The organism is Yersinia sp. IP36721 (assembly GCF_003634395.1).
Classification (GTDB): domain Bacteria; phylum Pseudomonadota; class Gammaproteobacteria; order Enterobacterales; family Enterobacteriaceae; genus Yersinia; species Yersinia entomophaga.
Window position 1 is genome coordinate 441,463 of the sequence record NZ_QCZL01000001.1, and the last position, 26,403, is coordinate 467,865.

Below are 26,403 nucleotides of genomic sequence, written 5' to 3' on the forward strand. Positions count from 1 at the left end.
CCAGCACTATATACACTGTGCACTAAGATTTATCGATATAGCTAGGCTGGTCGAGATAACTGATCTGAAATATAGGGCCTGCCGCCAAAGATGCCAGAGAGCGATCTTCTGGATAAGAAAGCAATAGAGGGAACAGAACTGCCTGCCCAATAATAGATCTCCTGCTACGATCTTTCGGCCCTAAGCCCCATATGTTTTGAAAGGTCATCGGCCGTTCTTCATCAGTGTTTCCTACGTACAGCATAATATGTCCCCGAATATGAATGAGGGTCATAAAAGGCCGACCATGCTTAGCCAGAAAGTCTAGGCGCTCGTTTGGCGGATATTGGCTTAAATCAACGGTTTTTCCCTGAGTGATTTGTTTTGAAGAGTGAGTGGGGAGCCAAAACCCGAATGCGGTCATCAGATTTTTTAATTCGCTCGAACAATCGTTGTAGCCGTACAAGCCTCCCCATCCGTAAGGGCGACCTAGTGAACGCTGAATCAGTAACGCAAAATTCTTACGGCTTGCAGTGAGCGGTAGGGTACTTATTTTGTCGGGCGCTACTCTGGCGATATGTATAACAGCTTGTTGCCGATTGTTAACCACCGGAATCATCAGGTGTTGGGCGTCAAGCTGTGGGAGAATGCTCCCCATGTCATCACTGGCATAAATACGAGATTGATGTGGCTCAGTCAACGCTACGTTGAAGTCGATTATTACCGCCATCTTTTTTTTTGCCGCACTTCGCCATAGTTGGATAAAAGCCTCATCGGCATAGGCAATAGAATTAGACAGCACCCATCCCTGTAAGTCTGGGCTCATAATGAAACTCCACAGAGTATCGGCACTATGCCCAATGACATAAATGGGCGTTCCAATGTGTAGCCGCGATTCTTGCAGGTTATCGAAAGGGTAACCTTCACCCGCGATAGCATCGCTATAAAAGCTAGGATCATTGGTAGGGAGCACTCTAACCATCGTTTGACTTACGGTTATTCCTCTCTGTGCAGCGTGAAAATGTAGCTTCTTGAACTGAGTTAGCGGCACATTGGTACGAATGCTATCAATCCATGTTTGTGTATAGGGACGATAATTACTGCCGTAATTAATGCTATCTCCCTTGGCATCTACATTGTCAAAGCGCTCTAATACTTTCTTTATAGAAGAAGCGATACTATCCGTTCCTTTATCCGATAGCTTTTGCTGAACATAGTGCTCATCCCAAGGCGAAGAAGAGGTAGGGCTGCCGCCGAAATAGTGTTTGAGTAGGTTTTGATGAGCTTGCTGCTGAAGTTTGGCGGAAACTAAGGGTTTAGTATAATCGGGGGCGTTGGGTGGAAACCAATAGGTAGGGCTTTGGTTGTAGGCCTGCAGGGGAAAAATCGAGCGCGTACTCGCTATTGCTTGAGTCATGAAACATACGATAACAAGTAGTAGAATACTCCGGCAATTATGAGCCATGGCATAGTCCCTTTTGCGAATATATGGATGACCAACTCTCCCTCTCCCTGTATTGGTCAATATTTGTTACTCACCTATAGTAACGTAGTGTGATAATAAGTAAATTCACTAAAACTTGAGATGAATGGCTAAATACGTAAGTTCTCGCATAGATTTTCAACAGTGACTTGCTTACTGCCCGAATTTACGTATAATGCGCGTGCCTACCTAATCTTGGTTGGTCAGATTGAATTTGATCTGTCGGGAGTAGCTAAATGATACTTCCGAACAATACTCCCGATTTGGGGGTTATATGTTGAACGATTACACTCTCCCATCAATCGAAATGGGTCTGAGTAGTAATCATTTATGTTTATAAATAATTGGAGCTCTGGTCTCATGCAGAACCAAAGAATCCGTATCCGCCTGAAAGCGTTTGATCATCGTTTGATCGATCAATCAACTGCGGAAATCGTCGAGACTGCCAAGCGCACTGGTGCGCAGGTCACCGGTCCGATCCCGCTGCCGACCCGCAAAGAGCGCTTTACCGTTCTGGTTTCTCCGCACGTCAATAAAGATGCGCGCGATCAGTACGAAATCCGCACTCACAAGCGTCTGGTTGACATCGTTGAGCCAACCGAGAAAACCGTTGATGCTCTGATGCGTCTGGATCTGGCTGCCGGTGTAGACGTGCAGATCAGCCTGGGTTAATCAGGTCATTGAGCGATTGAGAGGTTGAAACAATGATTGGTTTAGTCGGTAAAAAAGTGGGCATGACTCGTATCTTCACTGAAGATGGCGTTTCAATCCCAGTAACCGTTATCGAAATTGAAGCAAACCGCGTAACTCAGGTCAAAGACCTGGAGAACGACGGTTACCGTGCCGTTCAAGTAACTACCGGTGCTAAAAAAGCTAACCGCGTTACCAAACCGGAAGCGGGTCACTTCGCTAAAGCTGGCGTAGAAGCTGGCCGTGGCCTGTGGGAATTCCGCCTTGCAGAAGGTCAAGAATTCACTGCTGGTCAAGAAATTAGCGTTGAAATTTTCGCAGACGTTAAGAAAGTCGATGTTACAGGTACATCTAAAGGTAAAGGTTTTGCCGGTACTGTTAAGCGCTGGAACTTCCGTACCCAAGATGCTACCCATGGTAACTCCTTGTCTCACCGCGTTCCGGGTTCTATCGGTCAGAACCAGACTCCGGGCAAAGTGTTCAAAGGCAAGAAAATGGCTGGCCACCTGGGTGACGAGCGTGTAACCGTTCAAAGCCTGGACGTAGTACGTGTTGACGCTGAGCGCAACCTGCTGCTGGTTAAGGGTGCTGTACCGGGCGCAACCGGTGGCAACCTGATCGTTAAACCAGCTGTGAAGGCGTAAGGGGATAGCAATGGAATTAGTATTGAAAGACGCGCAAGGCGCGCTGACTGTTTCCGAAACTACCTTCGGTCGTGATTTCAACGAAGCGCTGGTACATCAGGTTGTTGTTGCTTATGCAGCAGGTGCCCGTCAAGGTACTCGCGCTCAGAAGACCCGCGCTGAAGTGACTGGTTCCGGTAAAAAACCGTGGCGCCAGAAAGGTACCGGCCGTGCACGCGCAGGTTCTGTAAAGAGCCCGATCTGGCGTTCAGGTGGTGTGACCTTTGCTGCGAAGCCTCAGGACCACAGTCAGAAAGTAAACAAAAAGATGTACCGCGGCGCGCTGAAAAGCATCCTGTCCGAATTGGTACGTCAAGATCGTCTGATCATTGTCGAGAAGTTCTCTGTAGAAGCGCCTAAAACTAAGCTGCTGGCACAGAAACTGAAAGATATGGCTCTGGAAGATGTGCTGATCGTAACTGGTGAAGTTGACGAGAACTTGTTCTTGGCAGCTCGCAACCTGTACAAGGTTGATGTTCGCGATGTAGCAGGTATCGATCCAGTTAGCCTGATCGCCTTCGACAAAGTGGTTATGACTGCTGATGCTGTGAAGCAAGTTGAGGAGATGCTGGCATGATTCGTGAAGAACGTCTGCTGAAAGTACTGCGCGCGCCGCATGTATCTGAAAAAGCGTCCGCTGCGATGGAAAAAAGTAACACCATCGTTCTCAAAGTTGCCATCGACGCGACCAAAGCAGAAATTAAAGCTGCAGTGCAGAAACTGTTTGAAGTCGAAGTTGAAGACGTTAACACCTTGCTGGTTAAAGGCAAGAGTAAGCGTCACGGTCAGCGTGTTGGTCGTCGTAGCGACTGGAAAAAAGCTTACGTCACCCTGAAAGAAGGCCAGAATCTGGACTTCATCGGCGGCGCAGAGTAAGTCGGAGGAGTAAACAATGGCAATTGTTAAATGTAAACCTACATCTCCGGGTCGTCGCCACGTTGTTAAAGTGGTTAACCCTGAGCTGCACAAGGGTAAACCTTATGCCCCGCTGCTTGAGAAATTAAGCAAAAGCGGTGGTCGTAACAACAATGGCCGTATCACCACCCGTCATATCGGTGGTGGCCACAAGCAGCATTATCGTCTGGTTGACTTCAAACGCAACAAAGATGGTATCCCTGCAGTGGTTGAGCGTCTGGAATACGATCCGAACCGTTCCGCGAACATCGCGCTGGTTCTGTACAAAGACGGCGAACGCCGTTACATCCTGGCGCCAAAAGGCCTGAAAGCTGGTGACCAGATCCAATCTGGCGTTGATGCTGCAATCAAGACAGGTAACACCCTGCCTATGCGCAACATCCCAGTTGGTTCAACGGTTCATAACGTAGAGATGAAACCAGGTAAAGGCGGCCAGATGGCTCGTTCTGCTGGTGCATACGTTCAGATCGTTGCTCGTGACGGTTCCTACGTTACTCTGCGTCTGCGCTCCGGCGAAATGCGCAAGGTTCAAGCTGATTGCCGCGCCACCTTAGGTGAAGTCGGTAACGCTGAACACATGCTGCGTGTGCTGGGTAAAGCAGGTGCAAGTCGTTGGCGTGGTATTCGCCCTACCGTTCGCGGTACTGCGATGAACCCGGTAGATCACCCACACGGTGGTGGTGAAGGTCGTAACTTTGGTAAGCACCCGGTAACCCCGTGGGGCGTTCAAACCAAAGGTAAGAAGACCCGTAGCAACAAGCGTACTGATAAGTTCATCGTACGTCGCCGTAGTAAAAAATAATTAGAGGATAAGCCATGCCACGTTCTCTCAAGAAAGGTCCCTTCATTGACCTGCACTTGCTGAAGAAGGTAGAGAAAGCGGTGGAAAGCGGAGACAAGAAGCCTATTCGGACTTGGTCCCGTCGTTCAACGGTCTTTCCAAATATGATCGGTTTGACCATCGCTGTCCATAATGGTCGTCAGCACGTTCCTGTCTTTGTTTCCGATGAAATGGTCGGTCACAAATTGGGTGAATTCGCGCCGACCCGTACTTATCGCGGCCATGCGGCCGATAAAAAGGCTAAAAAGCGCTAAGGTAGGAGGAAGAGATGGAAACTATCGCTAAACATCGCCACGCTCGTTCTTCTGCTCAGAAGGTTCGCTTGGTAGCGGACCTGATTCGCGGTAAGAAAGTGTCGCAAGCTCTGGAAACTCTGGCCTATACCAACAAGAAAGCTGCTGGTTTGGTTAAGAAGGTACTGGAGTCTGCCATTGCTAACGCAGAACACAACGATGGCGCTGACATCGATGATCTGAAAGTCACGAAGATCTTCGTAGACGAAGGCCCAAGCATGAAGCGCATTATGCCTCGTGCAAAAGGTCGTGCAGATCGCATCCTGAAGCGCACCAGCCACATTACTGTGGTTGTGTCCGATCGCTGAGACTCTGGAGACTAGCAATGGGTCAGAAAGTACATCCTAACGGTATTCGCCTGGGTATTGTCAAACCTTGGAACTCTACTTGGTATGCGAATACCAAAGAATTCGCTGACAACCTGGACAGCGACTTTAAAGTTCGCCAATTCCTGACTAAGGAACTGGTGAAAGCTTCCGTTTCTCGCATCGTTATCGAACGTCCAGCGAAGAGTATCCGTGTGACTATTCACACTGCTCGCCCTGGCATCGTTATCGGCAAGAAAGGTGAAGATGTCGAAAAACTGCGTAAGGTCGTAGCGGATATCGCTGGCGTTCCTGCGCAGATTAACATCGCCGAAGTCCGTAAACCGGAACTGGACGCAAAATTGGTTGCTGACAGCATCACTTCACAGCTGGAACGTCGCGTTATGTTCCGTCGTGCTATGAAGCGTGCTGTACAGAACGCAATGCGTCTTGGCGCTAAAGGTATCAAAGTTGAAGTAAGCGGCCGCCTTGGCGGTGCTGAAATCGCGCGTACCGAATGGTACCGTGAAGGTCGTGTTCCGTTGCATACTCTGCGTGCGGATATCGATTACAACACATCTGAAGCGCACACCACTTATGGTGTAATCGGCGTTAAGGTATGGATCTTCAAAGGTGAGATCTTGGGTGGTATGGCTGCTGTTGAACAACCGGAACCGGCTGCTCAACCTAAAAAGCAGCAGCGTAAAGGCCGCAAGTAAGGAGAATCGCTGATGTTACAACCAAAGCGTACAAAATTCCGTAAGATGCACAAAGGCCGTAACCGTGGCCTGGCGCAGGGTACGGATGTTAGCTTCGGTGAGTTCGGCCTGAAAGCTTGTGGCCGTTGCCGCCTGACGGCTCGTCAAATCGAAGCAGCCCGTCGTGCGATGACACGTGCAATTAAGCGTCAAGGTAAGGTCTGGATCCGTGTATTCCCGGACAAACCGATCACTGAGAAGCCGCTCGAAGTGCGTATGGGTAAAGGTAAGGGTAACGTAGAGTATTGGGTTGCCCTGATCCAGCCAGGAAAAATGTTGTTTGAAATGGCTGGTGTGCCGGAAGAAACTGCTCGCGAAGCATTCAAGCTCGCGGCAGCAAAACTGCCTGTCGGAACCACCTTTGTAACTAAGACGGTGATGTAATGAAAGCACAAGAGCTGCGTGAAAAAAGCGTTGAAGAGCTGAACACTGAGCTGCTCAACCTGCTGCGTGAGCAATTTAATTTGCGCATGCAGGCGGCTAGTGGCCAGCTGCAACAAACTCACCTGTCGAAACAAGTGCGTCGTAATATCGCACGTGTTAAGACTTTACTGACTGAAAAGGCGGGTGCGTAATGACTGACCAAACTCGTACTCTGCAAGGTCGCGTAGTTAGTGACAAAATGGAGAAATCCATGGTTGTTGCTATCGAACGTGTGGTGAAACACCCTATTTATGGGAAATTCATCCGTCGTACGACGAAATTGCATGTACATGACGAGAACAATGAATGTGGAATCGGTGACGTGGTAGAAATCCGCGAATGCCGTCCATTGTCAAAGACTAAGTCTTGGACCCTTGTTCGCGTTGTAGAGAAAGCGATTCTGTAATAGAGTAGCCAACTCGCATAGAATAAACGGCTCAGAAAGTGAGCCGTTTATTTTTTCTACCCATAATTTGGAACCGGTGTTATAATGCCGCGCCCTCATTAGTGGGGCTTTTAAACGACCTATTCTGGGTCCTAAAGTAGTAGTTGACATTAGCGGAGCACTAACATGATCCAAGAACAGACTATGCTGAACGTGGCCGACAACTCCGGTGCACGTCGCGTAATGTGTATCAAGGTTCTAGGTGGCTCGCACCGTCGCTACGCAGGCATCGGCGACATCATCAAGATCACCATTAAGGAAGCAATTCCTCGTGGCAAGGTGAAGAAAGGCGATGTGCTGAAGGCGGTAGTGGTGCGCACCAAGAAGGGTGTACGTCGCCCGGACGGTTCTGTCATTCGCTTCGATGGCAATTCTTGCGTTATTTTAAATAATAACAGCGAGCAGCCAATCGGCACGCGTATTTTTGGGCCGGTAACTCGTGAACTGCGTAATGAGAAGTTCATGAAAATTATCTCTCTGGCACCAGAAGTACTCTAAGGAGCGAACCATGGCAGCGAAAATCCGTCGTGATGACGAAGTTATCGTGCTAACCGGGAAAGACAAAGGTAAGCGCGGTAAAGTAAAGAATGTCCTGTCTGCTGGTAAGGTCATTGTTGAAGGTATCAACCTGGTTAAAAAACATCAGAAGCCGGTTCCGGCCCTGAACCAACCAGGCGGCATTGTTGAAAAAGAAGCTGCTATTCAGGTTTCTAACATTGCGCTGTTCAACGCGACAACCGGTAAGGCTGACCGTGTAGGCTTTAGATTCGAAGACGGCAAAAAAGTACGCTTCTTCAAGTCTAATAGCGAAACTATCAAGTAATTTGGAGTAATACGATGGCGAAACTGCATGATTACTACAAAGACGAGGTGGTCAAACAACTGATGTCTCAGTTTGGCTACAACTCTGTCATGCAAGTCCCTCGGGTCGAGAAGATCACCCTGAACATGGGTGTTGGTGAAGCGATCGCTGACAAGAAACTGCTGGATAACGCAGCAGCTGACTTGACAGCAATCTCCGGTCAAAAACCGTTGATCACCAAAGCCCGCAAATCTGTTGCAGGCTTCAAAATCCGTCAGGGCTATCCGATCGGCTGTAAAGTAACCCTGCGTGGCGAACGCATGTGGGAATTCTTAGAGCGACTGATCTCCATTGCTGTTCCACGTATCCGTGACTTCCGTGGCTTGTCCGCTAAGTCATTCGATGGCCGTGGTAACTACAGCATGGGCGTGCGCGAGCAGATCATCTTCCCGGAAGTCGACTACGATAAAGTCGATCGCGTGCGTGGTTTGGATATTACCATTACCACTACTGCGAAATCCGATGATGAAGGCCGTGCATTGTTGGCTGCTTTTAACTTCCCATTCCGCAAGTAAGGTAGGGTTACTGATGGCTAAGCAATCAATGAAAGCACGCGAAGTTGTTCGCGTGAAACTAGCTAACAAATACCGCGCTAAACGCGAGGAATTAAAAGCTATTATCTCTGGTGTGAACTCATCCGATGAAGAACGTTGGGATGCTGTTCTGAAGCTGCAGTCTCTGCCGCGTGATTCCAGCCCGTCCCGTCAGCGTAACCGCTGCAACCAAACTGGTCGTCCGCATGGTTTCCTGCGGAAGTTCGGGTTGAGCCGTATTAAAGTCCGTGAAACCGCAATGCGCGGTGAAATCCCGGGCCTTAAAAAGGCTAGCTGGTAATTTCACCAATTGAATCACGGGAGTAAATACAGATGAGCATGCAAGATCCGATCGCGGATATGCTGACCCGTATCCGTAACGGTCAAGCCGCGAACAAAGTAGCGGTCACCATGCCTTCTTCCAAACTGAAACTGGCAATTGCCAAGGTTCTGAAAGAAGAAGGTTTTATTGAAGATTTTAAAATCGAAGGCGACACCAAGCCTGAACTGGTCTTAGTACTTAAGTACTTCCAGGGCAAGGCAGTGGTAGAAAGCATTCAACGTATCAGCCGTCCAGGTCTGCGCATCTATAAGAAAAAAGATGAGCTGCCAAAAGTTATGGCCGGTTTGGGTATCGCTGTTATTTCTACCTCTAAAGGTGTTATGACCGATCGTGCAGCTCGCCAGGCTGGTCTTGGTGGCGAGATTATCTGCTACGTAGCTTAATTCGGGAGGAAAGAATGTCTCGTGTTGCAAAAGCACCCGTCGTCATTCCTGCCGGCGTAGAGGTAAAACTCAACGGTCAGGTTATTTCGATAAAGGGTAAAAACGGCGAGCTGACTCGTACCATCCATAGCTCCGTTGTTGTTAAGCAAGAAGAAAATACACTGACTTTCGCTCCACGCGAAGGCGCTGTAGACGGTTGGGCCCAAGCGGGTACCACTCGTGCACTGCTGAACTCAATGGTTATTGGTGTTACCGACGGCTTCACTAAAAAGCTTCAACTGGTAGGCGTAGGTTACCGTGCCGCAGTTAAAGGCAATGTGGTGAATTTGGCCTTAGGCTTCTCTCATCCAGTTGACCATGAATTGCCGGCTGGCATCACTGCAGAGTGCCCGACCCAAACTGAAATCGTGCTGAAAGGCGCAGATAAGCAGGTGATTGGTCAGGTTGCGGCAGATTTGCGTGCCTACCGTCGTCCTGAGCCTTATAAAGGCAAGGGTGTCCGTTACGCCGACGAAGTCGTGCGTACCAAAGAGGCTAAGAAGAAGTAAGGTAACACTATGGATAAGAAAGCAGCTCGTATCCGTCGTGCGACCCGCGCACGCCGCAAGCTCAAAGAACTGGGTGCGACTCGCCTGGTGGTACATCGTACCCCACGCCATATTTACGCGCAGGTTATTGCACCAAACGGTTCTGAAATTTTGGTAGCAGCTTCTACTTTAGAAAAAGCTATCAATGAGCAATTGAAGTACTCCGGCAACAAAGATGCCGCAGCAGCTGTAGGCAAATCTATTGCTGAGCGCGCATTGGAAAAAGGGATTACTAAAGTATCCTTTGACCGTTCCGGTTTCCAATATCATGGTCGAGTCCAGGCACTGGCAGATGCTGCCCGTGAAGCTGGCCTTCAGTTCTAAGGTAGAGGTGTAAGATGTCACACATCGAAAAACAAGCTGGCGAACTGCAGGAAAAGCTGATCGCGGTAAACCGCGTATCTAAAACCGTAAAAGGTGGCCGTATTTTCAGCTTTACCGCACTGACAGTAGTTGGTGATGGTAACGGTCGCGTTGGTTTTGGCTACGGCAAAGCACGCGAAGTTCCAGCAGCGATCCAAAAAGCGATGGAAAAAGCCCGTCGCGCTATGATTAACGTTGCTCTGGATGGCGGCACTCTGCAGCACCCTGTTAAAGGTGCTCATACGGGTTCTCGCGTATTCATGCAACCAGCTTCCGAAGGTACCGGTATCATCGCCGGTGGTGCAATGCGCGCCGTTCTGGAAGTTGCAGGGGTTCATAACGTATTGGCCAAAGCCTATGGTTCCACTAACCCGATCAACGTGGTTCGTGCAACTATTTCAGCTCTGGAAGATATGAAATCCCCAGAAATGGTCGCTGCCAAGCGTGGTAAGTCCGTCGAAGAAATTCTAGGGAAATAACCATGGCAAAGACTATTAAAGTAACTCAAACAAAAAGCAGCATCGGTCGTTTGCCAAAGCATAAGGCAACTCTACTCGGTTTAGGTCTGCGTCGTATTGGTCATACTGTAGAGCGTGAGGATACTCCTGCTGTGCGTGGTATGGTCAACTTGGTTTCCTACATGGTTAAAGTTGAGGAGTAACAGATGCGTTTAAATACTCTGTCTCCGGCTGATGGTGCCAAGCATGCGCCTAAGCGTGTAGGTCGTGGTATCGGTTCTGGCCTGGGTAAAACCGCTGGTCGTGGTCACAAAGGTCAGAACTCACGTTCTGGCGGTGGCGTACGTCGTGGGTTTGAAGGTGGTCAGATGCCGTTATATCGTCGTCTGCCGAAATTCGGCTTCACCTCTCGCAAAGCAATGATCACGGCAGAAGTTCGTCTGTCTGAACTGGCTTTAGTGGAAGGCGACGTAATCGACCTGAACACGCTGAAAGCCGCTAACGTTGTTGGTACCCAGATTGAATTCGCGAAAGTTATGCTTTCAGGCGAAGTCACTCGTCCGGTAACTCTGCGTGGTCTGCGTGTCACCAAAGGCGCTCGTGCTGCTATCGAAGCTGCTGGCGGTAAAATTGAGGAATAAGTAGCAGATGGCTAAGCAACCAGGATTAGATTTTCAAAGTGCTAAAGGCGGATTAGGCGAACTGAAGCGCAGACTTTTGTTTGTTATCGGTGCGCTTATTGTTTTCCGTATCGGCTCTTTTATTCCGATTCCTGGTATCGATGCCACTGTGCTTGCCAAATTGCTCGAGCAGCAGAGAGGCACCATCATTGAAATGTTCAACATGTTCTCTGGTGGTGCTCTCAGTCGTGCTTCGATCTTTGCCCTGGGTATTATGCCGTATATTTCGGCGTCAATTATTATCCAGCTGCTGACGGTGGTTCATCCAGCGTTAGCTGAAATAAAGAAAGAAGGGGAGGCTGGCCGTCGTAAGATTAGCCAGTACACCCGTTATGGCACGTTGGTATTGGCTATATTCCAGTCGATCGGTATTGCTACCGGTCTGCCGAATATGCCTGGGATGCAAGGTCTGGTATTAAATCCAGGCTTTGCCTTCTATTTTACCGCTGTTGTGAGCCTGGTTACCGGGACTATGTTCCTGATGTGGCTGGGTGAACAGATTACTGAACGCGGTATCGGTAACGGTATCTCAATCATAATCTTTGCTGGTATTGTCGCGGGTCTCCCGCCGGCAGTTGGTCATACCATCGAGCAAGCTCGGCAAGGCGACCTGCACTTCCTCCTGTTGCTGTTGGTTGCAGTATTAGTGTTTGCAGTAACCTTCTTCGTTGTTTTCATTGAACGTGGTCAACGTCGTATCGTCGTTAACTATGCGAAACGTCAACAGGGTCGTCGTGTTTATGCAGCACAGAGCACACACTTACCGTTGAAAGTGAATATGGCTGGGGTTATTCCCGCAATCTTCGCTTCCAGCATAATTCTGTTCCCTGCCACGATTGCATCATGGTTTGGGGGCGGGACAGGTTGGAACTGGCTGACGACTATTTCGATGTATTTGCAGCCGGGACAGCCGCTTTATGTGTTACTCTATGCGTCTGCAATCATCTTCTTCTGTTTCTTCTACACGGCGTTGGTGTTTAACCCGCGTGAAACAGCAGATAACCTGAAGAAGTCCGGTGCATTCGTGCCAGGAATTCGTCCGGGAGAGCAAACGGCGAAGTACATCGATAAAGTAATGACGCGTCTGACCTTAATTGGTGCGATGTATATTACTTTCATCTGCCTGATCCCGGAGTTCATGCGTGACGCGATGAAAGTACCATTTTACTTTGGTGGTACCTCACTACTAATCGTAGTTGTGGTCATCATGGACTTTATGGCTCAAGTGCAAACTCTAATGATGTCGAGTCAGTACGAGTCTGCATTGAAGAAAGCAAATCTGAAAGGCTATAATCGCTAATCAGATATGTTTGAGAAGTTACGGAGAGTAAAAATGAAAGTTCGTGCTTCCGTCAAGAAATTATGTCGTAACTGCAAAATTGTTAAGCGTAACGGTGTCGTTCGCGTAATCTGCAGTGCCGAACCAAAGCATAAACAGCGTCAAGGCTGATTTATCTTGCATATTTTTCTTGCAAAGTTGGGTTGAGCTGGCTAGATTAGCCAGCCAATCTTTTGTATGTGACAGCAATGCTATTTGAGTATCCTGAAAACGGGCTTTTCAGAATGGTATTGCCGTATAAAATAGTAGGAGTGCATAGTGGCCCGTATAGCAGGCATTAACATTCCTGATCAGAAACATACTGTTATCGCTTTAACCGCGATCTACGGTATCGGTAAGACCCGTTCACAGGCTATCTGTGTCGCTGCGGGTATTGCTGAAAATGTTAAGATCAGTGAGCTGTCTGAAGAGCAAATCGAGAAGCTGCGTGACGAAGTTGCCAAGTACGTTGTAGAAGGTGATCTGCGTCGTGAGGTGACCCTGAGCATCAAGCGTCTGATGGACCTTGGGACTTATCGTGGTTTGCGTCATCGTCGTGGTCTACCAGTTCGCGGTCAGCGTACTAAGACCAACGCACGTACCCGTAAGGGTCCGCGTAAACCGATCAAGAAATAATCGGGGTGATTGAATAATGGCAAAGGCACCTATTCGTGCACGCAAGCGTGTAAGAAAGACAGTCTCTGACGGTGTGGCTCATATCCATGCTTCTTTCAACAACACCATCGTTACCATTACTGATCGTCAGGGTAACGCTTTGGGTTGGGCAACAGCCGGTGGTTCCGGTTTCCGTGGTTCTCGTAAATCTACTCCGTTTGCAGCGCAAGTTGCAGCAGAGCGCTGCGCAGAAGCAGTGAAAGAATACGGTATTAAGAACCTGGAAGTTATGGTTAAAGGACCTGGTCCTGGTCGTGAGTCAACTATTCGCGCGTTAAACGCGGCTGGTTTCCGCATCACTAATATTACTGATGTGACTCCGATTCCTCATAACGGTTGTCGTCCGCCGAAAAAGCGCCGCGTATAACGTTGCTTTTAGGTTTGTTGGAGAGAGAAAATGGCAAGATATTTGGGTCCTAAGCTCAAGCTGAGCCGTCGTGAGGGCACAGACCTGTTCCTTAAGTCTGGCGTTCGCGCGATTGACACCAAGTGTAAGATTGAACAACCACCTGGTCAGCATGGTGCGCGTAAACCGCGTCTGTCTGATTACGGTGTGCAGTTACGTGAAAAACAAAAAGTTCGCCGTATCTATGGTGTTCTGGAGCGTCAATTCCGTAACTACTATAAAGAAGCAGCACGTCTGAAAGGCAACACAGGTGCAAACCTGTTGCAATTGCTGGAAGGCCGTCTGGACAACGTAGTTTACCGTATGGGCTTTGGCGCAACTCGTGCTGAATCACGTCAGCTGGTTAGTCATAAAGCTATCATGGTAAATGGTCGCGTTGTTAACATCGCTTCTTATCAGGTATCTCCGAATGACGTAGTCAGCATCCGTGAGAAAGCTAAAAAGCAGTCTCGTGTGAAGGCAGCTTTGGAGCTGGCTGAGCAGCGTGAAAAGCCGACTTGGCTGGAAGTTGATGCTGTTAAGATGGAAGGTGTGTTCAAACGTATTCCTGAACGTACTGATCTGTCTGCGGACATTAACGAACACCTGATCGTCGAGCTTTACTCCAAGTAAAGCTTAGTACCAAAGAGAGGACACAATGCAGGGTTCTGTGACAGAGTTTCTAAAACCGCGCCTGGTAGATATCGAGCAAGTCAGTTCGACGCACGCCAAGGTGACCCTTGAGCCGTTAGAGCGTGGCTTTGGCCATACTCTCGGCAACGCACTGCGCCGTATTCTGCTTTCATCTATGCCGGGTTGCGCGGTGACCGAGGTTGAGATTGATGGTGTACTGCATGAGTACAGCACCAAAGAAGGCGTACAGGAAGATATCCTGGAGATCCTGCTCAACCTGAAAGGGCTGGCGGTGAGAGTTCAAGGAAAAGATGAAGTTATTCTTACCCTGAATAAGTCTGGCATTGGCCCTGTGACTGCAGCCGATATCACCCATGATGGTGATGTCGAAATCGTCAAGCCGCAACACGTGATCTGCCACCTGACCGATGAAAACGCATCTATTAGCATGCGTATCAAAGTTCAGCGCGGTCGTGGTTATGTGCCGGCTTCTGCCCGAATTCATTCGGAAGAAGATGAGCGCCCAATTGGTCGTCTGTTAGTAGACGCATGCTATAGCCCTGTAGAGCGTATTGCCTACAATGTTGAAGCAGCGCGTGTAGAACAGCGTACCGACTTGGACAAGCTGGTCATCGAGATGGAAACCAATGGTACGATCGATCCTGAAGAGGCGATCCGCCGTGCGGCCACTATCTTGGCTGAACAACTTGAAGCTTTCGTTGACCTACGTGATGTACGTCAGCCGGAAGTCAAAGAAGAGAAGCCAGAGTTCGATCCGATCTTGCTGCGCCCTGTTGACGATCTGGAATTGACTGTCCGCTCTGCTAACTGCCTCAAGGCAGAAGCTATCCACTACATCGGTGATCTGGTACAGCGTACCGAGGTTGAGTTGCTGAAAACGCCGAACCTGGGTAAAAAATCTCTTACTGAGATTAAAGACGTGCTTGCGTCACGTGGTCTGTCTCTGGGCATGCGCCTGGAAAACTGGCCGCCAGCAAGTATTGCTGACGAGTAACCGGATCACAGGTTAAGGTTTTACTGAGAAGGATAAGGTCATGCGCCATCGTAAGAGTGGTCGTCAACTGAACCGTAACAGCAGCCATCGCCAGGCTATGTTCCGTAACATGGCCGGCTCTTTGGTTCGTCATGAGATCATCAAGACGACCCTGCCGAAAGCGAAAGAGCTGCGTCGCGTTGTTGAGCCGCTGATTACTCTTGCCAAGACCGACAGCGTTGCTAATCGTCGTCTGGCATTCGCCCGTACTCGTGATAACGAGATCGTGGCAAAACTGTTTAACGAGCTAGGCCCGCGTTTCGCGAGCCGCGCCGGTGGTTACACTCGCATTCTTAAGTGTGGCTTCCGTGCAGGCGACAACGCTCCGATGGCTTACATCGAGCTGGTTGATCGTGCTGCGTCTGAAGCAGAAGTAGTAGCTGCAGAGTAATCTGTGAACGCGTAAAAAAACCGGGCTTGCCCGGTTTTTTTACGTCTATTGACAGCCCTGCCCAAAATAAGACCGTCTTAGCCGTTCTTCGTGATTATTTCCCTCGCTTATTATCTGCATCCTAATGCGTTATGCTATGTATATCGGTTAAAGCTGGGAACTACGTGTATGTCATTAATTGATGAATGGGCTGAAAGGCACATAATGGATGCGCAAAAAAAGGGTGAACTTGAAAATTTGCCCGGTTTTGGTGTGCCCCTGGAACTTGATGATGATACTCATATTCCTACTGAGCTTAGGGTCAGTTATCGAATTCTGAAGAATGCTGGCTATATTCCCGTCGAGTTACAAGATCGGCAAGAAGCACTGACTATTATTCATCTACTCGCGCAATTAGATCACAATGAAGCGGAGTATCAGAAATTATCGAAGCGGCTGGGTTTACTCGAACTGAAGTTGAAACAAGCGGGATTGAATACCGATTTTTTGCACGGTGATTATCAGCTGCCATTATCCGAAAAACTGTCTGGAGAATCAGGATGTTGAAAATAGGTCAATTGGCCAAGCTGGCCGATGTCACACCTGATACGGTGCGATATTATGAAAAACAGGGAATGATGGAACATGGCATTCGTACTGAAGGCGGTTATCGCTTATATAATGAACAGGATTTACAGCGTTTACGCTTTATCCGATATGCCAAACAGTTAGGTTTTACTCTGGAGACGATCGCGGAACTATTATCGATCCGAGTCGATCCTGAGCATCATACATGTCAGGAATCCAAATCGATCGTCGATTCCAGACTCAGTGAAGTTGAGGGGAAAATTAAAGAATTGCAGAAAATGCGGGAATCTCTCAAACGTTTAAGCGATGCCTGTTGCGGTAGCCACCATACCAGCACTTACTGTTCGATCTTAGAAGCGCTGGAGCAAGGCGCTACGGACGAAACCTCGCGAAACTAAATTTGTTTGCCTAGTTATTTCATTACTGGACGAACAGCAGTATGATTCGAACGTTTTTCAAACAATGTTTATTACAATGAGGATCTACCATGACTACTTACCGTCATACTAAAGGCAAAATTAAAGATAATGCTCTGGAAGCATTGTTACATGACCCACTGTTCAGGCAGCGAATAGAGAAAAATAGTAAAGGGAAAGGCAGCTATCAGCGTAAAACAAAACACGCGAAAGGCGGTAACTGGGAGGCCAGTGGCAAACAATCAGCAGATTCTTTACCACTGGCCTTCTGGTTTTAAGGAATAAAAAAAGCCATCTTACGATGGCTTTTGACGTACTGAAATCGTGATTATTTAGTTTGTTGTTCTTTTAATAAATCACGAATCTCGGCTAATAACTTTTCTTCCGTAGTTGGTGCCGGTGGTACCGCTGGTTCTTCTGCTTTTTCGCGACGCATTTTATTCATCAGCTTAATTGCAGAGAAGATTGCCAGTGCAACGATAACGAAATCAAAAATGCTTTGAATAAATGAACCATAATTCATGACAACTGCAGGAATCGCACCTTGGGCTTCACGTAGTACGAAATGGAATTGTTTGAAGTCCACGCCGCCTAATAACAGTCCTAGAGGTGGCATGATAATATCTGCGACCAGCGAGGAAACAATCTTCCCGAAAGCGGCACCGATAATAACACCGACCGCCAAATCAACCACATTCCCACGCATGGCAAATTCACGAAATTCTTTCATAAAGCTCATAGCAACACCCCTTCAAAATTAAACGAAACAATCTTAACTAACAGAAATCCCTGTACCTCAAGAATTATAGGAAATTTTTCATCCTTTCCCATGGGAATAGTTTTAATTAATTCACTCGTCCCTGAAATTAAGATTATAGCCTTATAAGAAGAATGGGCTTGGTTGGAACAAGCGTTCAACGTCAGGAACGAATTTTTTATCGGTAATAAACATTACAACGTGGTCACCTTGTTGAATAACCGAGCTGCTATTAGCGATAAGCACTTCATCTCCACGTACAATAGCGCCAATCGTAGTACCCGGCGGTAATTTAATATCTTCAACCACTCGTCCTACTACTTTAGATGTACTTTCATCACCATGAGCGACAGCTTCGATAGCTTCTGCTACGCCGCGTCGCAGTGAAGACACGCTAACAATATCTGCTTTGCGCACATGGCCGAGCAGTGCGGAAATCGTGGCTTGCTGTGGTGAAATGGCAATATCAATTACACTGCCTTGCACTAAATCTACATAAGCACTGCGTTGAATGAGCACCATGGCTTTTTTGGCCCCCATACGTTTGGCTAGCATGGCAGACATAATATTAGCTTCGTCATCATTGGTGATGGCAATAAATACATCGACTTGCTCAATGTGTTCTTCGGCTAATAATTCCTGATCTGAGGCATCACCGTAAAATACGATAGTGTCGTGTAGCATCTCCGCTAATTCAGCCGCTCGCTGCTGGTCACGTTCAATTAATTTTACGCTGTAGTCTTTTTCTAATCGTAATGCCAATCCGGCGCCGACGTTACCACCGCCAACAATCATAATTCGCTTATAGGGTTTTTCCAGTCGCTGTAATTCACTCATTACTGCGCGAATGTGCTGGGAGGCGGCGACAAAAAAGACTTCATCACCGGCTTCGATAATAGTTGAACCCTGTGGACGAATAGGTCGGTCTTGACGAAATATAGCCGCGACTCGCGTATCAATATGCGGCATATGTTCGCGTAGTGAAGATAAGGCATTGCCCACCAGAGGACCGCCGTAATAAGCTTTTACTGCGGCAATACTGACCTTACCTTCGGCAAAATTAACTACCTGAAGTGCGCCAGGATATTCAATCAGCTTATATATATAATCGATTACTAACTGTTCCGGCGATATAAGATGATCAATTGGGACAGCTTCCGGTAGGAAAAGCTTCTCAGATTCACGGATATATTCAGGAGAGCGAATACGAGCGATACGGTTAGGTGTATTAAATAATGAGTAGGCGATCTGACAGGCGATCATGTTGGTTTCATCGGAGTTAGTGACAGCAACCAGCATATCTGCATCTTCTGCGCCGGCTTCTCTCAGCACCCGTGGGTGCGAACCGTGACCTTGTACTACGCGCAGATCGAACTTGTCCTGTAATTGACGAAGCCGATTGGTATTGGTATCCACAACGGTAATATCGTTGTTTTCACCGACCAAATTTTCTGCCAGCGTCCCGCCAACCTGTCCCGCACCGAGAATAATTATTTTCATCGCGTTCTCTGTTTACCCTGAAAGTAGGCCCGAAGGCCTAACAATAACCGCTACTCTGAGGTTTGATTAGCCTTTAATTAGCTTAGCGTAAAAGAAGCCATCACCGTCTTCCGGGTGAGGAAGGTTTTGTTTACCGGGATGAGCCGCTGAGCCTGTTTCTACTAAACGCGCTTCCGGATGGCGCTGCAAGAATGCGGCGATCTGCTGTTGGTTTTCTTCCGGCAAAATTGAGCAGGTTGCGTAAACCATCACGCCATCTTTCTTCAGCTTAGGCCAAATAGCCTCAAGAATTTCTGACTGCAATTGGGCAAGATCGGCAATATCGCTGTCACGGCGCAGCCATTTGATATCTGGATGACGACGAATCACGCCGGTGGCAGAGCAAGGCGCATCCAAAAGGATACGATCGAATAGCTTATCTTCGCACCAGTCATCAGGTGTACGACCATCACCGACCTTAACCACCGCATTCAGTTGCAGGCGTTGCAGATTTTCTTTTACGCGGCTAAGACGTTGTTCATCAATATCTACCGCCAATACGTGCGCTTTGGGAGCGGCTTCGAGAATATGGGTGGTTTTACCGCCGGGTGCAGCGCATAAATCGAGGATCTGTTCGCCGTTCTGCGGATCGAGCAGATCAACGCAGCCTTGAGCTGAGGCGTCTTGCACCGTCACCCAACCCTGAGCAAAACCAGGCAGATCGTTTACCGCACATGGAGTGATCAAACGAACGGCATCGGCGTATTCAGCGTGAGGTTCCGCTTCAATACCCGCTTGTTGCATCAATTCCAGATAATCTGCTCGGCTATGGTGTAAGCGACTAACGCGCAGCCACATCGGCGGTTTTTGATTGTTGGCATCGATGATTTGCTGCCATTGCTCCGGGTAGGCTTTTTTAATTCGAGCCAGTAACCAGCTTGGATGCAAATAGCGGCTGTCATGATTGGCTGCGCGTTCCAACAACTCTACCTGCTGGCGTTGGAATTGGCGCAATACGCCATTAATCAAACCTTTAAGCTGTGGTCGCTTTAGGGCTACGGCGCCTTCTACCGTTTCAGCCAAAGCCGCATGAGGTGGGATCCGGGTGTACAGCAATTGGTAAATGCCCACCATGATCAGGTAATGAAAGACCCGCTGTTTACCCGTCATCGGACGTGCCATTAGCTGCTGAATACACCATTCCAGCTGCGGCAGCACGCGTAAAGTCCCAAAACACAACTCCTGCAACAGCGCGCGGTCTTTATCGGAGATATTTTTCTGGAGACCAGGAAGGACGCTGCTGAGAGATTGCCCTTGATCCAGTACCTGGCTAATTGCTTTGGCAGCGATGCTGCGGAGGTTATATGTGTTTTTCATAGCCAAAAAAGCTGACAAATGTCAGCAAAATAAAGGGAAAGAATAGCCCGATAGTGAAGTATCGGGCGATGAAGTCGTTGTTAAAATTCGTCGGTTATGCCAACTGATTACCGACGGTAAACCATTCGCGTCGCGAATTGAGCAAATCTGCCGCCGACATCGGTTTCTTCCCTGCTGGCTGCAACTGAGTAATATTCAGCACGCCGTCAGCCGTCGCCACCTGAATACCCTGTTTATCCGCCTGTACTATGGTGCCGGGTAAAGTATTAGATGCCGCGGGTAGAACATGAGCTTGCCAAACTTTTATCGGCTGTTCGTCGATGACAAAATAGCTAACCGGCCAGGGATTAAAGGCGCGAATGCAGCGTTCTAGCTGAGCAGCAGAAAGTGACCAGTTCAGTCTGGCTTCCTCTTTGCTCAGTTTTTCCGCATAAGTCACCAGACTTTCATCCTGTACTTCCGGTTTGGCTTTACCTTCCGCTAACAGTTGTAGCGTGGCCAGCATACCCTGTGGCCCAAGTTCAGCGAGTTTGTCGTATAGGCTCGCGCTGGTATCTTCCGGCTGTATATCGCAGGCAATTTTATACAGCATATCGCCGGTATCTAACCCGACGTCCATTTGCATAATAGTGACACCGGTTTCTTTGTCCCCAGCCCAGAGTGAACGCTGGATTGGCGCAGCTCCACGCCAACGGGGCAGCAGAGAACCGTGTACGTTAATACAACCTAAACGTGGCATATCCAACACCGCTTTTGGCAGGATGAGGCCATAAGCCACCACGACCATGATATCGGCGTTAAGATCGGCTACCAGATGCTGATTTTCTTCTGGCCGCAGAGATTTTGGCTGAAAAACAGGAATATCGTGTTGCTCAGCTAAAACCTTTACCGGGCTTGGAGTGAGTTTGTTACCTCGGCCAGCAGGGCGATCGGGTTGAGTGAAAACCCCGATAATCTGGTGCTTGGAAGAAAGTAGCGCGTCAAGATGACGCGCTGCAAAATCAGGCGTTCCGGCAAAAATAATCCGCAATGAATCAGACACGTTTGGTTTCCTGCATAAAAAAGGATTAGTTAGCGCGCGCGTTGAGCTTAGCCAGTTTTTCCAGCTTTTGGCGGATACGCTGACGCTTCAGAGGCGACAGATAGTCCACGAACAGTTTGCCAACCAAATGATCCATTTCGTGCTGGATACAGATCGCTAACAGATCGTCTGCTTCCAGTTCAAAAGGTTTCCCATCACGGTCCAAGGCTCTGACTTTGACTTTTTCTGCGCGAGGAACCAGGGCGCGTTGCTCAGGAATAGAGAGGCAGCCTTCTTCAATACCGGTTTCACCGCTTTTTTCCAGCAGCTCAGGGTTGATTAAGACCAGGCGCTGATCGCGGTTTTCAGAAACATCGATAACGATAATCTGCTGATGGACATCTACTTGCGTAGCGGCAAGCCCAATGCCTTCCTCTGCGTACATGGTATCGAACATATCGTCCACGATGCGTTGGATTTCTGCATTGACTTCTTTTACCGGCGCAGCAACTTTGCGCAGCCGGTCGTCTGGGTAATGTAACACCTGTAATACTGACATAAATATCTAGATCTGCGTCCGATTGGTGAATGATATTCAGTCTCTATTCTAGACATTTTTGGCTCCGATTGACAGCATCGACTACCAATTGAACAAATTGGTGTTGACAGACAAATCCGCCAGGGAGGGGGAATGTTAGCAACGGAGCTATGGCTAAGGATCAATGGAGTTCAGGGGCTTGATACCAGTAAAAGTCGCTTACTAGGGATTGGGTTGCTAAAACTCAGTGATATCAGCGCAGAAGCCCTACGGAAATCGGGGCTTTATGATAAACAAATTCAACAATTTTGGAGCCTAAACCCGCGTTATATCGAGAAGACGTTATCCTGGCTGGAACAACCTGGCCACCATTTACTGGTCTATGGTCAGCCTGGCTATCCAGCGCAGTTAATGGCGATTTTATCGCCCCCTTTGCTGTTGTTTGTTTCTGGAAATAAAGAGCTATTACCTGCATCGCAGATAGCGATGGTTGGCAGTCGGAGTTACAGCCATTACGGAGAGCGTTGGGCGCGTTATTTTGCTGCTGAACTTGCTCAAAGTGGCCTGGCGATTACTAGCGGGTTGGCGTTAGGAATTGATGGTATTTGCCATCAGGCAGTATTGGGTTGCGGTGGTAAAACTATTGCGGTTCTAGGGAGTGGGCTTGCCAATATTTATCCCAAGCGGCACGGGCGATTGGCGCAAGAAATTGAGGCAAATGGCGGTGCGCTGGTTTCTGAGTTTTTATCTACGGCATTACCTATTGCCGCTCATTTCCCTCGGAGAAACCGAATTATAAGTGGGCTAAGCGCGGGGGTGATCGTCATTGAAGCAACGCGTAAAAGTGGCTCTTTGATTACGGCTCGGTATGCTTTGGAGCAAGGCCGGGAAGTTTTCTCTCTACCCGGCTCACTCGATAGCTCTGGGAGTGAAGGGACACACTGGCTGATTCAGCAAGGAGCGAACCTGGTTTGCCATCCGCGGGAGGTCATTGAGCAGCTGGGGAGTTCCTTACATTGGCTACCTTTGCCTATGGAAGAAATTATTTCTGCGCCAGAACCGCAACTTGAATTGCCATTTCCTGATGTGTTGGCTAACGTAGAATATGAGGTGACACCCATTGATGTCGTCGCCGAACGTGCCGGCCATACTGTGCCAGAAATCGTAGTGAAATTACTCGAGCTGGAGTTAGCAGGGTGGATCGCAGCTGTACCCGGCGGCTATGTCCGAATAAGGAGGGCAGGCCATGTTCGACGTTTTGATGTACCTATTTGAAACATACATGCATAACGACACCGAAATGCTCGCCGATCAGGACAAAATTACTGACGATCTAGCGGATGCGGGTTTCTATCGTGAAGACATCTATAACGCCTTGAATTGGCTGGAGGCGTTGGCTGATTTACAGGAAGGTGAAATAGCGCCTTATCAGTACAGTGCCGATCCTTTGGCGCTTCGTATCTATACTCCTGAAGAAATCATGAAGTTGGACGTCGAATGCCGTGGTTTTATCCTATTCCTCGAACAAATTAATGTGCTAAAACTCGATACCCGCGAAATGGTTATTGATCGTATTATGGCGCTCGATTCAGCCGAGTTTGATCTGGAAGATCTTAAATGGGTGGTGCTGATGGTGCTGTTCAACGTGCCTGAATATGAAAATGCCTATCAACAGATGGAAGAATTGCTCTTTGAAGTTAATGAGGGTTATCTGCACTAGGTGGTAATATCGGCGCAGATTAATCGATTAGAGAAAGCGTTATGACAAAAACTGCAACTGCGAAGGATAATGGGTCCTGCCCTGAGTGTGGGTCAGCATTAGTGATCCGCCGCGGTGGTCATGGCCCGTTTCTTGGTTGTTCTCATTACCCCGAATGCCAATATATGCGGCCGTTAAAGGCGCAGGCGGACGGACACATAGTTAAAGTGTTGGAAGGGCAGGAATGTCCGAAGTGTCAGGCGGTATTGGTGTTACGACAAGGGCGCTACGGTATGTTTATTGGCTGTAGCAAATATCCTGAATGTGACCATACCGAAGTTATCGATAAACCAGATGAAACATCTATTACTTGCCCACAATGCGGTAAGGGAAAACTGTTGCAACGTAAATCCCGTTTTGGAAAGGTTTTTCACGCTTGTAATCGCTATCCTGACTGCCAATTTGCGCTTAATCAGCAACCTATAGCCGGAGAATGTGCCCATTGCCACTACCCGCTTCTAATGGAAAAACGCACTGCGCAGGGCGTGAAGCGTTTTTGTGCTAGCAAATTATGTGGGAAACCAGTGGCAATCGAGTAAGAACCCATGTGTAAAGAAGATATCTCCCTTTTTGAAGGTGTACTGCAAGCTTTGCAGCAAGAAGACGTTATTGCCTATCCAACTGAGGCTGTATTCGGCCTGGGTTGCGATCCCGATAGTGAAAAAGCGGTAAATGCTTTGCTGGCGTTAAAACAGCGTCCCTGGCAGAAAGGGCTGATTCTGATTGCAGCAAATTATGAGCAACTCTTGCCTTATATTGATGACTCGCAGTTAGATGAAACGCAACGCGCAACAATATTTGCCAGCTGGCCCGGTCCGGTGACATGGGTTATTCCAGCCAGGAAAACGACGCCTCGTTGGCTGACGGGGCACTTTGACTCTCTGGCCGTTCGGGTTAGCGACCATCCCTTAGTGCAACAGTTGTGTACCTATTATGGAAAGCCTCTGGTTTCAACCAGCGCGAACCTCAGTGGGTTAGAGCCTTGCCGTACGGAAGAAGAGGTTCGAAAGCAGCTTGGAACCGATCTGGCAGTATTGTCCGGGCTGGTGGGCGGGCGTTTAAATCCATCTGAAATTCGTGATGCCCTCACCGGTGAGCGTTTCCGTCAAGGTTAAGGAAAGAGAGTGGAACAACCGTTTGCAGTTTTTGGCAATCCGATAGCCCATAGTAAGTCGCCGCGAATACATGCCCTTTTTGCCGCCCAAACGGGTATTGAGCATCATTACGGAACGGTGCTGGCTCCTCATGATGAGTTCGAAACAACGCTGGCTACGTTTTTTGCTCAGGGGGCGAAAGGTGCAAATATCACCACGCCATTTAAAGAGCGGGCTTATGCAGCATCGGCGGAGTTAACTGAGCGTGCCGAATTTGCCGGTGCGGTGAATACCTTAAAGGTTTTGGAAGATGGCCGCTTACTCGGAGATAACACCGATGGTATCGGTTTGCTCAGCGATCTGGAACGTTTGGAGCTGATCAAGCCGCAGGATCGTATCCTGCTGGTCGGTGCCGGTGGCGCTGCGCGTGGCGTTATCCTGCCTCTGCTTTCTTTTGGTTGTAAGATTGTTATTACTAACCGAACTTTTAGTCGGGCGCAGCAGTTATCCGAAGTGTTTAGGCACCTTGGCGAAATAGAAGCAGTAGAAATGGCAGATCTTGAAGGGCAGTGCTTCGATCTTGTTATTAATGCTACAGCTTCGGGCATTCATGGCGACGTTCCCGCACTCCCTGCTTCTCTTATTGCCCCAAACACTCGTTGTTACGATATGTTTTATCAACAGGGAGATACGCCCTTCCTTACTTGGGCCTCCGCGTTGGGAGCAACGCAGTATGCCGATGGTTTAGGAATGTTGGTAGGGCAGGCGGCGCATGCGTTTTATCTTTGGCATGGCGTGATGCCGGAGATTACGCCGGTATTAGCGCTTTTGAGCGAAGAACTCGGCCACTGATTGGCATAGGTGTCGTTTTATTTAGGCATCAGATATATGTCTATATAGAGGGAGTCTATTGTTTCCCTCTATATAGATAGAGAACAAGAAGGGGGGTATTACTTTTCTTCAGCCAGGTAATCATCCTTCCAACGTACATAGTTGTTTGCCGAGTAAATCAATCCTTCCAGCTCTGCGGGGGTTAACGGACGAATCTGCTTAGCCGGGCTTCCCATATAAAGGTAACCACTGACTAATCTTTTACCGGGCGCAACTAAACTGCCAGCGCCAATCATCACATCATCTTCTATAACCGCGCCATCCAGCAGAATCGAACCCATCCCGACTAATACGCGATTACCAATCGTGCAGCCGTGAAGCATCGCTTTATGCCCGACGGTCACGTCTTCGCCGATGATAAGAGGATGACCTGTAGGGTTGTATTCGGACTGATGGGTGACATGCAAGACGCTTCCATCCTGAATATTGGTGCGAGCACCAATTTTGACCTGATTTACATCGCCGCGAATAGCAACTAACGGCCACACGCTGACGTCATCACCGAGCAAAACATTGCCGATCACTACGCTCGATTTATCGATCATTACCTTCTGGCCAAGGATCGGAGTGTAATTTAGGTAACGACGAATAGAATCAGACATAACAAAGCCCCGTAATAAGATCATAATTTACTGGCAATACTATCCTTTGCTGGTGGAATTACAACCAGACAGCCGGTTGGATCGAGCCGAAAATGGCGGAGATCGTGCAAGATCTACCCGTAAGGAGCGAAAAGTATTCAAACAGTAGAAAAAGGCGAAAAAAGAGTTGTGCAAAAAATTCGACTCCCTATAATGCGCATCCATCGAGACGGCACACAGCGAATCAAGTAACTGAGTGGCCGGCAAAGAGAACAGAGAAATTCAACGAAATAAGTAGTTGACTCTGAGTGAGGAAAGCGTAATATGCGCACCTCGAGTTACCCACCGAAAGGTTGCTAACTCACTGCTCTTTAACAATTTATCAGACAATCTGTGTGGGCACTCGCAAGACGATATCAAAGCCTGTTTCGGCAGGCAGAAGA

The 26,403-nt window shown here is 48.5% G+C and carries 43 protein-coding genes; 36 read left to right on the plus strand and 7 right to left on the minus strand.

Features of this window, described 5'->3' with window-relative positions:
• Positions 1-22 precede the first annotated feature (22 nt).
• Positions 23-1,396 (minus strand): SH3 domain-containing C40 family peptidase, encoded by a 1,374-nt coding sequence (locus DBA33_RS01920; RefSeq protein WP_162975147.1) that lies wholly within the window; start codon positions 1,394-1,396, stop codon positions 23-25.
• Positions 1,397-1,822: 426 nt separating this feature from the next.
• Here DBA33_RS01920 and rpsJ point away from each other — a divergent pair, with 426 nt between their 5' ends.
• From rpsJ to DBA33_RS02075, 31 genes are all read left to right on the plus strand, one after another.
• Complete coding sequence (gene rpsJ / locus DBA33_RS01925; RefSeq protein WP_004718576.1) at positions 1,823-2,134, plus strand: 30S ribosomal protein S10; 312 nt, start codon at positions 1,823-1,825, stop codon at positions 2,132-2,134.
• 32 nt (positions 2,135-2,166) lie between these two features.
• On the plus strand, positions 2,167-2,796 hold the full coding sequence (gene rplC / locus DBA33_RS01930) for a 50S ribosomal protein L3 (protein ID WP_049597215.1): 630 nt from the start codon (positions 2,167-2,169) through the stop codon (positions 2,794-2,796).
• 10 nt (positions 2,797-2,806) lie between these two features.
• Positions 2,807-3,412: a 50S ribosomal protein L4 gene (gene rplD, locus DBA33_RS01935; RefSeq protein WP_064515576.1), complete on the plus strand. Its 606-nt coding sequence runs from the start codon at positions 2,807-2,809 to the stop codon at positions 3,410-3,412.
• Positions 3,409-3,711, plus strand: coding sequence for a 50S ribosomal protein L23 (gene rplW, locus DBA33_RS01940; protein WP_049597213.1), 303 nt, complete (start codon positions 3,409-3,411; stop codon positions 3,709-3,711). The genes rplD and rplW overlap by 4 nt, the downstream gene beginning before the upstream one ends.
• A gap of 16 nt (positions 3,712-3,727) precedes the next feature.
• Positions 3,728-4,552 (plus strand): 50S ribosomal protein L2, encoded by an 825-nt coding sequence (gene rplB, locus DBA33_RS01945; RefSeq protein WP_025376653.1) that lies wholly within the window; start codon positions 3,728-3,730, stop codon positions 4,550-4,552.
• A gap of 14 nt (positions 4,553-4,566) precedes the next feature.
• A complete protein-coding gene (rpsS, locus tag DBA33_RS01950) occupies positions 4,567-4,845 on the plus strand; it encodes a 30S ribosomal protein S19 (protein WP_002213430.1) in 279 nt (92 codons plus the stop codon).
• Between the two features lie 14 nt (positions 4,846-4,859).
• On the plus strand, positions 4,860-5,192 hold the full coding sequence (rplV, locus tag DBA33_RS01955; protein WP_004391423.1) for a 50S ribosomal protein L22: 333 nt from the start codon (positions 4,860-4,862) through the stop codon (positions 5,190-5,192).
• A 17-nt stretch (positions 5,193-5,209) separates the two neighbouring features.
• A complete protein-coding gene (rpsC, locus tag DBA33_RS01960) occupies positions 5,210-5,908 on the plus strand; it encodes a 30S ribosomal protein S3 (protein WP_004718588.1) in 699 nt (232 codons plus the stop codon).
• Between the two features lie 12 nt (positions 5,909-5,920).
• A complete protein-coding gene (gene rplP / locus DBA33_RS01965; protein ID WP_038242806.1) occupies positions 5,921-6,331 on the plus strand; it encodes a 50S ribosomal protein L16 in 411 nt (136 codons plus the stop codon).
• A complete protein-coding gene (gene rpmC / locus DBA33_RS01970) occupies positions 6,331-6,522 on the plus strand; it encodes a 50S ribosomal protein L29 (RefSeq protein ID WP_005159843.1) in 192 nt (63 codons plus the stop codon). The genes rplP and rpmC overlap by 1 nt, the downstream gene beginning before the upstream one ends.
• On the plus strand, positions 6,522-6,776 hold the full coding sequence (gene rpsQ / locus DBA33_RS01975) for a 30S ribosomal protein S17 (protein ID WP_004718590.1): 255 nt from the start codon (positions 6,522-6,524) through the stop codon (positions 6,774-6,776). Before rpmC ends, rpsQ begins: the two co-directional genes overlap by 1 nt.
• 165 nt (positions 6,777-6,941) lie before the next feature.
• On the plus strand, positions 6,942-7,313 hold the full coding sequence (rplN, locus tag DBA33_RS01980) for a 50S ribosomal protein L14 (RefSeq protein ID WP_049597212.1): 372 nt from the start codon (positions 6,942-6,944) through the stop codon (positions 7,311-7,313).
• 10 nt (positions 7,314-7,323) lie between these two features.
• The gene (gene rplX, locus DBA33_RS01985) at positions 7,324-7,638 is read left to right on the plus strand and encodes a 50S ribosomal protein L24 (protein ID WP_004709242.1); all 315 of its coding nucleotides are present in this window, start codon (positions 7,324-7,326) and stop codon (positions 7,636-7,638) included.
• Positions 7,639-7,652: 14 nt separating this feature from the next.
• Positions 7,653-8,192, plus strand: coding sequence for a 50S ribosomal protein L5 (gene rplE, locus DBA33_RS01990; protein WP_004718595.1), 540 nt, complete (start codon positions 7,653-7,655; stop codon positions 8,190-8,192).
• A 13-nt stretch (positions 8,193-8,205) separates the two neighbouring features.
• Positions 8,206-8,511, plus strand: coding sequence for a 30S ribosomal protein S14 (gene rpsN / locus DBA33_RS01995; protein WP_049597211.1), 306 nt, complete (start codon positions 8,206-8,208; stop codon positions 8,509-8,511).
• A 32-nt stretch (positions 8,512-8,543) separates the two neighbouring features.
• Positions 8,544-8,936, plus strand: a complete 393-nt coding sequence (gene rpsH, locus DBA33_RS02000) for a 30S ribosomal protein S8 (protein ID WP_049597210.1) — start codon at positions 8,544-8,546, stop codon at positions 8,934-8,936.
• Between the two features lie 14 nt (positions 8,937-8,950).
• Positions 8,951-9,484, plus strand: coding sequence for a 50S ribosomal protein L6 (rplF, locus tag DBA33_RS02005; RefSeq protein ID WP_064515574.1), 534 nt, complete (start codon positions 8,951-8,953; stop codon positions 9,482-9,484).
• Between the two features lie 9 nt (positions 9,485-9,493).
• Positions 9,494-9,847 (plus strand): 50S ribosomal protein L18, encoded by a 354-nt coding sequence (gene rplR / locus DBA33_RS02010; protein ID WP_049597208.1) that lies wholly within the window; start codon positions 9,494-9,496, stop codon positions 9,845-9,847.
• A gap of 14 nt (positions 9,848-9,861) precedes the next feature.
• The gene (gene rpsE, locus DBA33_RS02015) at positions 9,862-10,365 is read left to right on the plus strand and encodes a 30S ribosomal protein S5 (RefSeq protein WP_049597207.1); all 504 of its coding nucleotides are present in this window, start codon (positions 9,862-9,864) and stop codon (positions 10,363-10,365) included.
• Between the two features lie 2 nt (positions 10,366-10,367).
• Complete coding sequence (gene rpmD / locus DBA33_RS02020) at positions 10,368-10,547, plus strand: 50S ribosomal protein L30 (RefSeq protein ID WP_012147215.1); 180 nt, start codon at positions 10,368-10,370, stop codon at positions 10,545-10,547.
• A gap of 3 nt (positions 10,548-10,550) precedes the next feature.
• Positions 10,551-10,985 (plus strand): 50S ribosomal protein L15, encoded by a 435-nt coding sequence (gene rplO, locus DBA33_RS02025; protein ID WP_004718608.1) that lies wholly within the window; start codon positions 10,551-10,553, stop codon positions 10,983-10,985.
• Between the two features lie 7 nt (positions 10,986-10,992).
• A complete protein-coding gene (secY, locus tag DBA33_RS02030; protein WP_004718611.1) occupies positions 10,993-12,324 on the plus strand; it encodes a preprotein translocase subunit SecY in 1,332 nt (443 codons plus the stop codon).
• A gap of 33 nt (positions 12,325-12,357) precedes the next feature.
• A complete protein-coding gene (gene rpmJ, locus DBA33_RS02035; RefSeq protein ID WP_002227352.1) occupies positions 12,358-12,474 on the plus strand; it encodes a 50S ribosomal protein L36 in 117 nt (38 codons plus the stop codon).
• A 147-nt stretch (positions 12,475-12,621) separates the two neighbouring features.
• A complete protein-coding gene (rpsM, locus tag DBA33_RS02040) occupies positions 12,622-12,978 on the plus strand; it encodes a 30S ribosomal protein S13 (protein WP_004702348.1) in 357 nt (118 codons plus the stop codon).
• Positions 12,979-12,994: 16 nt separating this feature from the next.
• Positions 12,995-13,384 carry a 30S ribosomal protein S11 gene (gene rpsK, locus DBA33_RS02045; protein ID WP_002218948.1) on the plus strand — a complete coding sequence of 130 codons (390 nt, stop codon included), beginning with the start codon at positions 12,995-12,997 and terminating at the stop codon, positions 13,382-13,384.
• A 30-nt stretch (positions 13,385-13,414) separates the two neighbouring features.
• Positions 13,415-14,035 (plus strand): 30S ribosomal protein S4, encoded by a 621-nt coding sequence (gene rpsD, locus DBA33_RS02050; RefSeq protein WP_002218949.1) that lies wholly within the window; start codon positions 13,415-13,417, stop codon positions 14,033-14,035.
• A gap of 25 nt (positions 14,036-14,060) precedes the next feature.
• Positions 14,061-15,050 carry a DNA-directed RNA polymerase subunit alpha gene (rpoA, locus tag DBA33_RS02055; RefSeq protein ID WP_002438685.1) on the plus strand — a complete coding sequence of 330 codons (990 nt, stop codon included), beginning with the start codon at positions 14,061-14,063 and terminating at the stop codon, positions 15,048-15,050.
• Between the two features lie 40 nt (positions 15,051-15,090).
• Positions 15,091-15,480, plus strand: coding sequence for a 50S ribosomal protein L17 (gene rplQ / locus DBA33_RS02060; RefSeq protein WP_064515571.1), 390 nt, complete (start codon positions 15,091-15,093; stop codon positions 15,478-15,480).
• A 168-nt stretch (positions 15,481-15,648) separates the two neighbouring features.
• Entirely contained in the window at positions 15,649-16,026 is a 378-nt protein-coding gene (locus tag DBA33_RS02065; RefSeq protein ID WP_120805386.1) for a DUF1992 domain-containing protein, read from the plus strand.
• A complete protein-coding gene (zntR, locus tag DBA33_RS02070) occupies positions 16,020-16,445 on the plus strand; it encodes a Zn(2+)-responsive transcriptional regulator (RefSeq protein ID WP_064515570.1) in 426 nt (141 codons plus the stop codon). Before DBA33_RS02065 ends, zntR begins: the two co-directional genes overlap by 7 nt.
• Before the next feature lie 89 nt (positions 16,446-16,534).
• A complete protein-coding gene (locus DBA33_RS02075) occupies positions 16,535-16,741 on the plus strand; it encodes an alternative ribosome-rescue factor A (protein WP_064515568.1) in 207 nt (68 codons plus the stop codon).
• 50 nt (positions 16,742-16,791) lie between these two features.
• Here the strand turns inward: DBA33_RS02075 and mscL are convergent, their stop codons facing one another.
• The 5 genes from mscL to def form a co-directional block, all read right to left on the minus strand.
• Positions 16,792-17,202 carry a large-conductance mechanosensitive channel protein MscL gene (gene mscL, locus DBA33_RS02080; protein WP_064515566.1) on the minus strand — a complete coding sequence of 137 codons (411 nt, stop codon included), beginning with the start codon at positions 17,200-17,202 and terminating at the stop codon, positions 16,792-16,794.
• A 141-nt stretch (positions 17,203-17,343) separates the two neighbouring features.
• A complete protein-coding gene (trkA, locus tag DBA33_RS02085) occupies positions 17,344-18,720 on the minus strand; it encodes a Trk system potassium transporter TrkA (protein WP_064515564.1) in 1,377 nt (458 codons plus the stop codon).
• Between the two features lie 66 nt (positions 18,721-18,786).
• Positions 18,787-20,076 (minus strand): 16S rRNA (cytosine(967)-C(5))-methyltransferase RsmB, encoded by a 1,290-nt coding sequence (rsmB, locus tag DBA33_RS02090; RefSeq protein ID WP_120805388.1) that lies wholly within the window; start codon positions 20,074-20,076, stop codon positions 18,787-18,789.
• A 94-nt stretch (positions 20,077-20,170) separates the two neighbouring features.
• Positions 20,171-21,118 (minus strand): methionyl-tRNA formyltransferase, encoded by a 948-nt coding sequence (gene fmt / locus DBA33_RS02095; RefSeq protein WP_064515560.1) that lies wholly within the window; start codon positions 21,116-21,118, stop codon positions 20,171-20,173.
• Positions 21,119-21,143: 25 nt separating this feature from the next.
• Entirely contained in the window at positions 21,144-21,656 is a 513-nt protein-coding gene (gene def / locus DBA33_RS02100; protein WP_049597199.1) for a peptide deformylase, read from the minus strand.
• Positions 21,657-21,788: 132 nt separating this feature from the next.
• Between def and dprA the strand changes: the two genes are divergently transcribed.
• The 5 genes from dprA to aroE are packed head-to-tail and all read left to right on the plus strand — an operon-like array spanning position 21,789 to position 25,340.
• Complete coding sequence (gene dprA, locus DBA33_RS02105) at positions 21,789-22,910, plus strand: DNA-protecting protein DprA (protein WP_120805390.1); 1,122 nt, start codon at positions 21,789-21,791, stop codon at positions 22,908-22,910.
• Positions 22,882-23,355, plus strand: coding sequence for a DUF494 family protein (locus DBA33_RS02110; protein ID WP_064515557.1), 474 nt, complete (start codon positions 22,882-22,884; stop codon positions 23,353-23,355). The genes dprA and DBA33_RS02110 overlap by 29 nt, the downstream gene beginning before the upstream one ends.
• A 41-nt stretch (positions 23,356-23,396) precedes the next feature.
• On the plus strand, positions 23,397-23,933 hold the full coding sequence (locus tag DBA33_RS02115; protein ID WP_064515555.1) for a type I DNA topoisomerase: 537 nt from the start codon (positions 23,397-23,399) through the stop codon (positions 23,931-23,933).
• A 6-nt stretch (positions 23,934-23,939) separates the two neighbouring features.
• A complete protein-coding gene (tsaC, locus tag DBA33_RS02120; protein ID WP_064515553.1) occupies positions 23,940-24,509 on the plus strand; it encodes an L-threonylcarbamoyladenylate synthase type 1 TsaC in 570 nt (189 codons plus the stop codon).
• A 9-nt stretch (positions 24,510-24,518) separates the two neighbouring features.
• Positions 24,519-25,340 carry a shikimate dehydrogenase gene (gene aroE, locus DBA33_RS02125; RefSeq protein WP_064515551.1) on the plus strand — a complete coding sequence of 274 codons (822 nt, stop codon included), beginning with the start codon at positions 24,519-24,521 and terminating at the stop codon, positions 25,338-25,340.
• Between the two features lie 98 nt (positions 25,341-25,438).
• On the opposite strand, the gene DBA33_RS02130 is transcribed toward aroE, so the two are convergent.
• On the minus strand, positions 25,439-25,981 hold the full coding sequence (locus DBA33_RS02130; protein WP_064518392.1) for a gamma carbonic anhydrase family protein: 543 nt from the start codon (positions 25,979-25,981) through the stop codon (positions 25,439-25,441).
• Positions 25,982-26,403 lie beyond the last annotated feature (422 nt).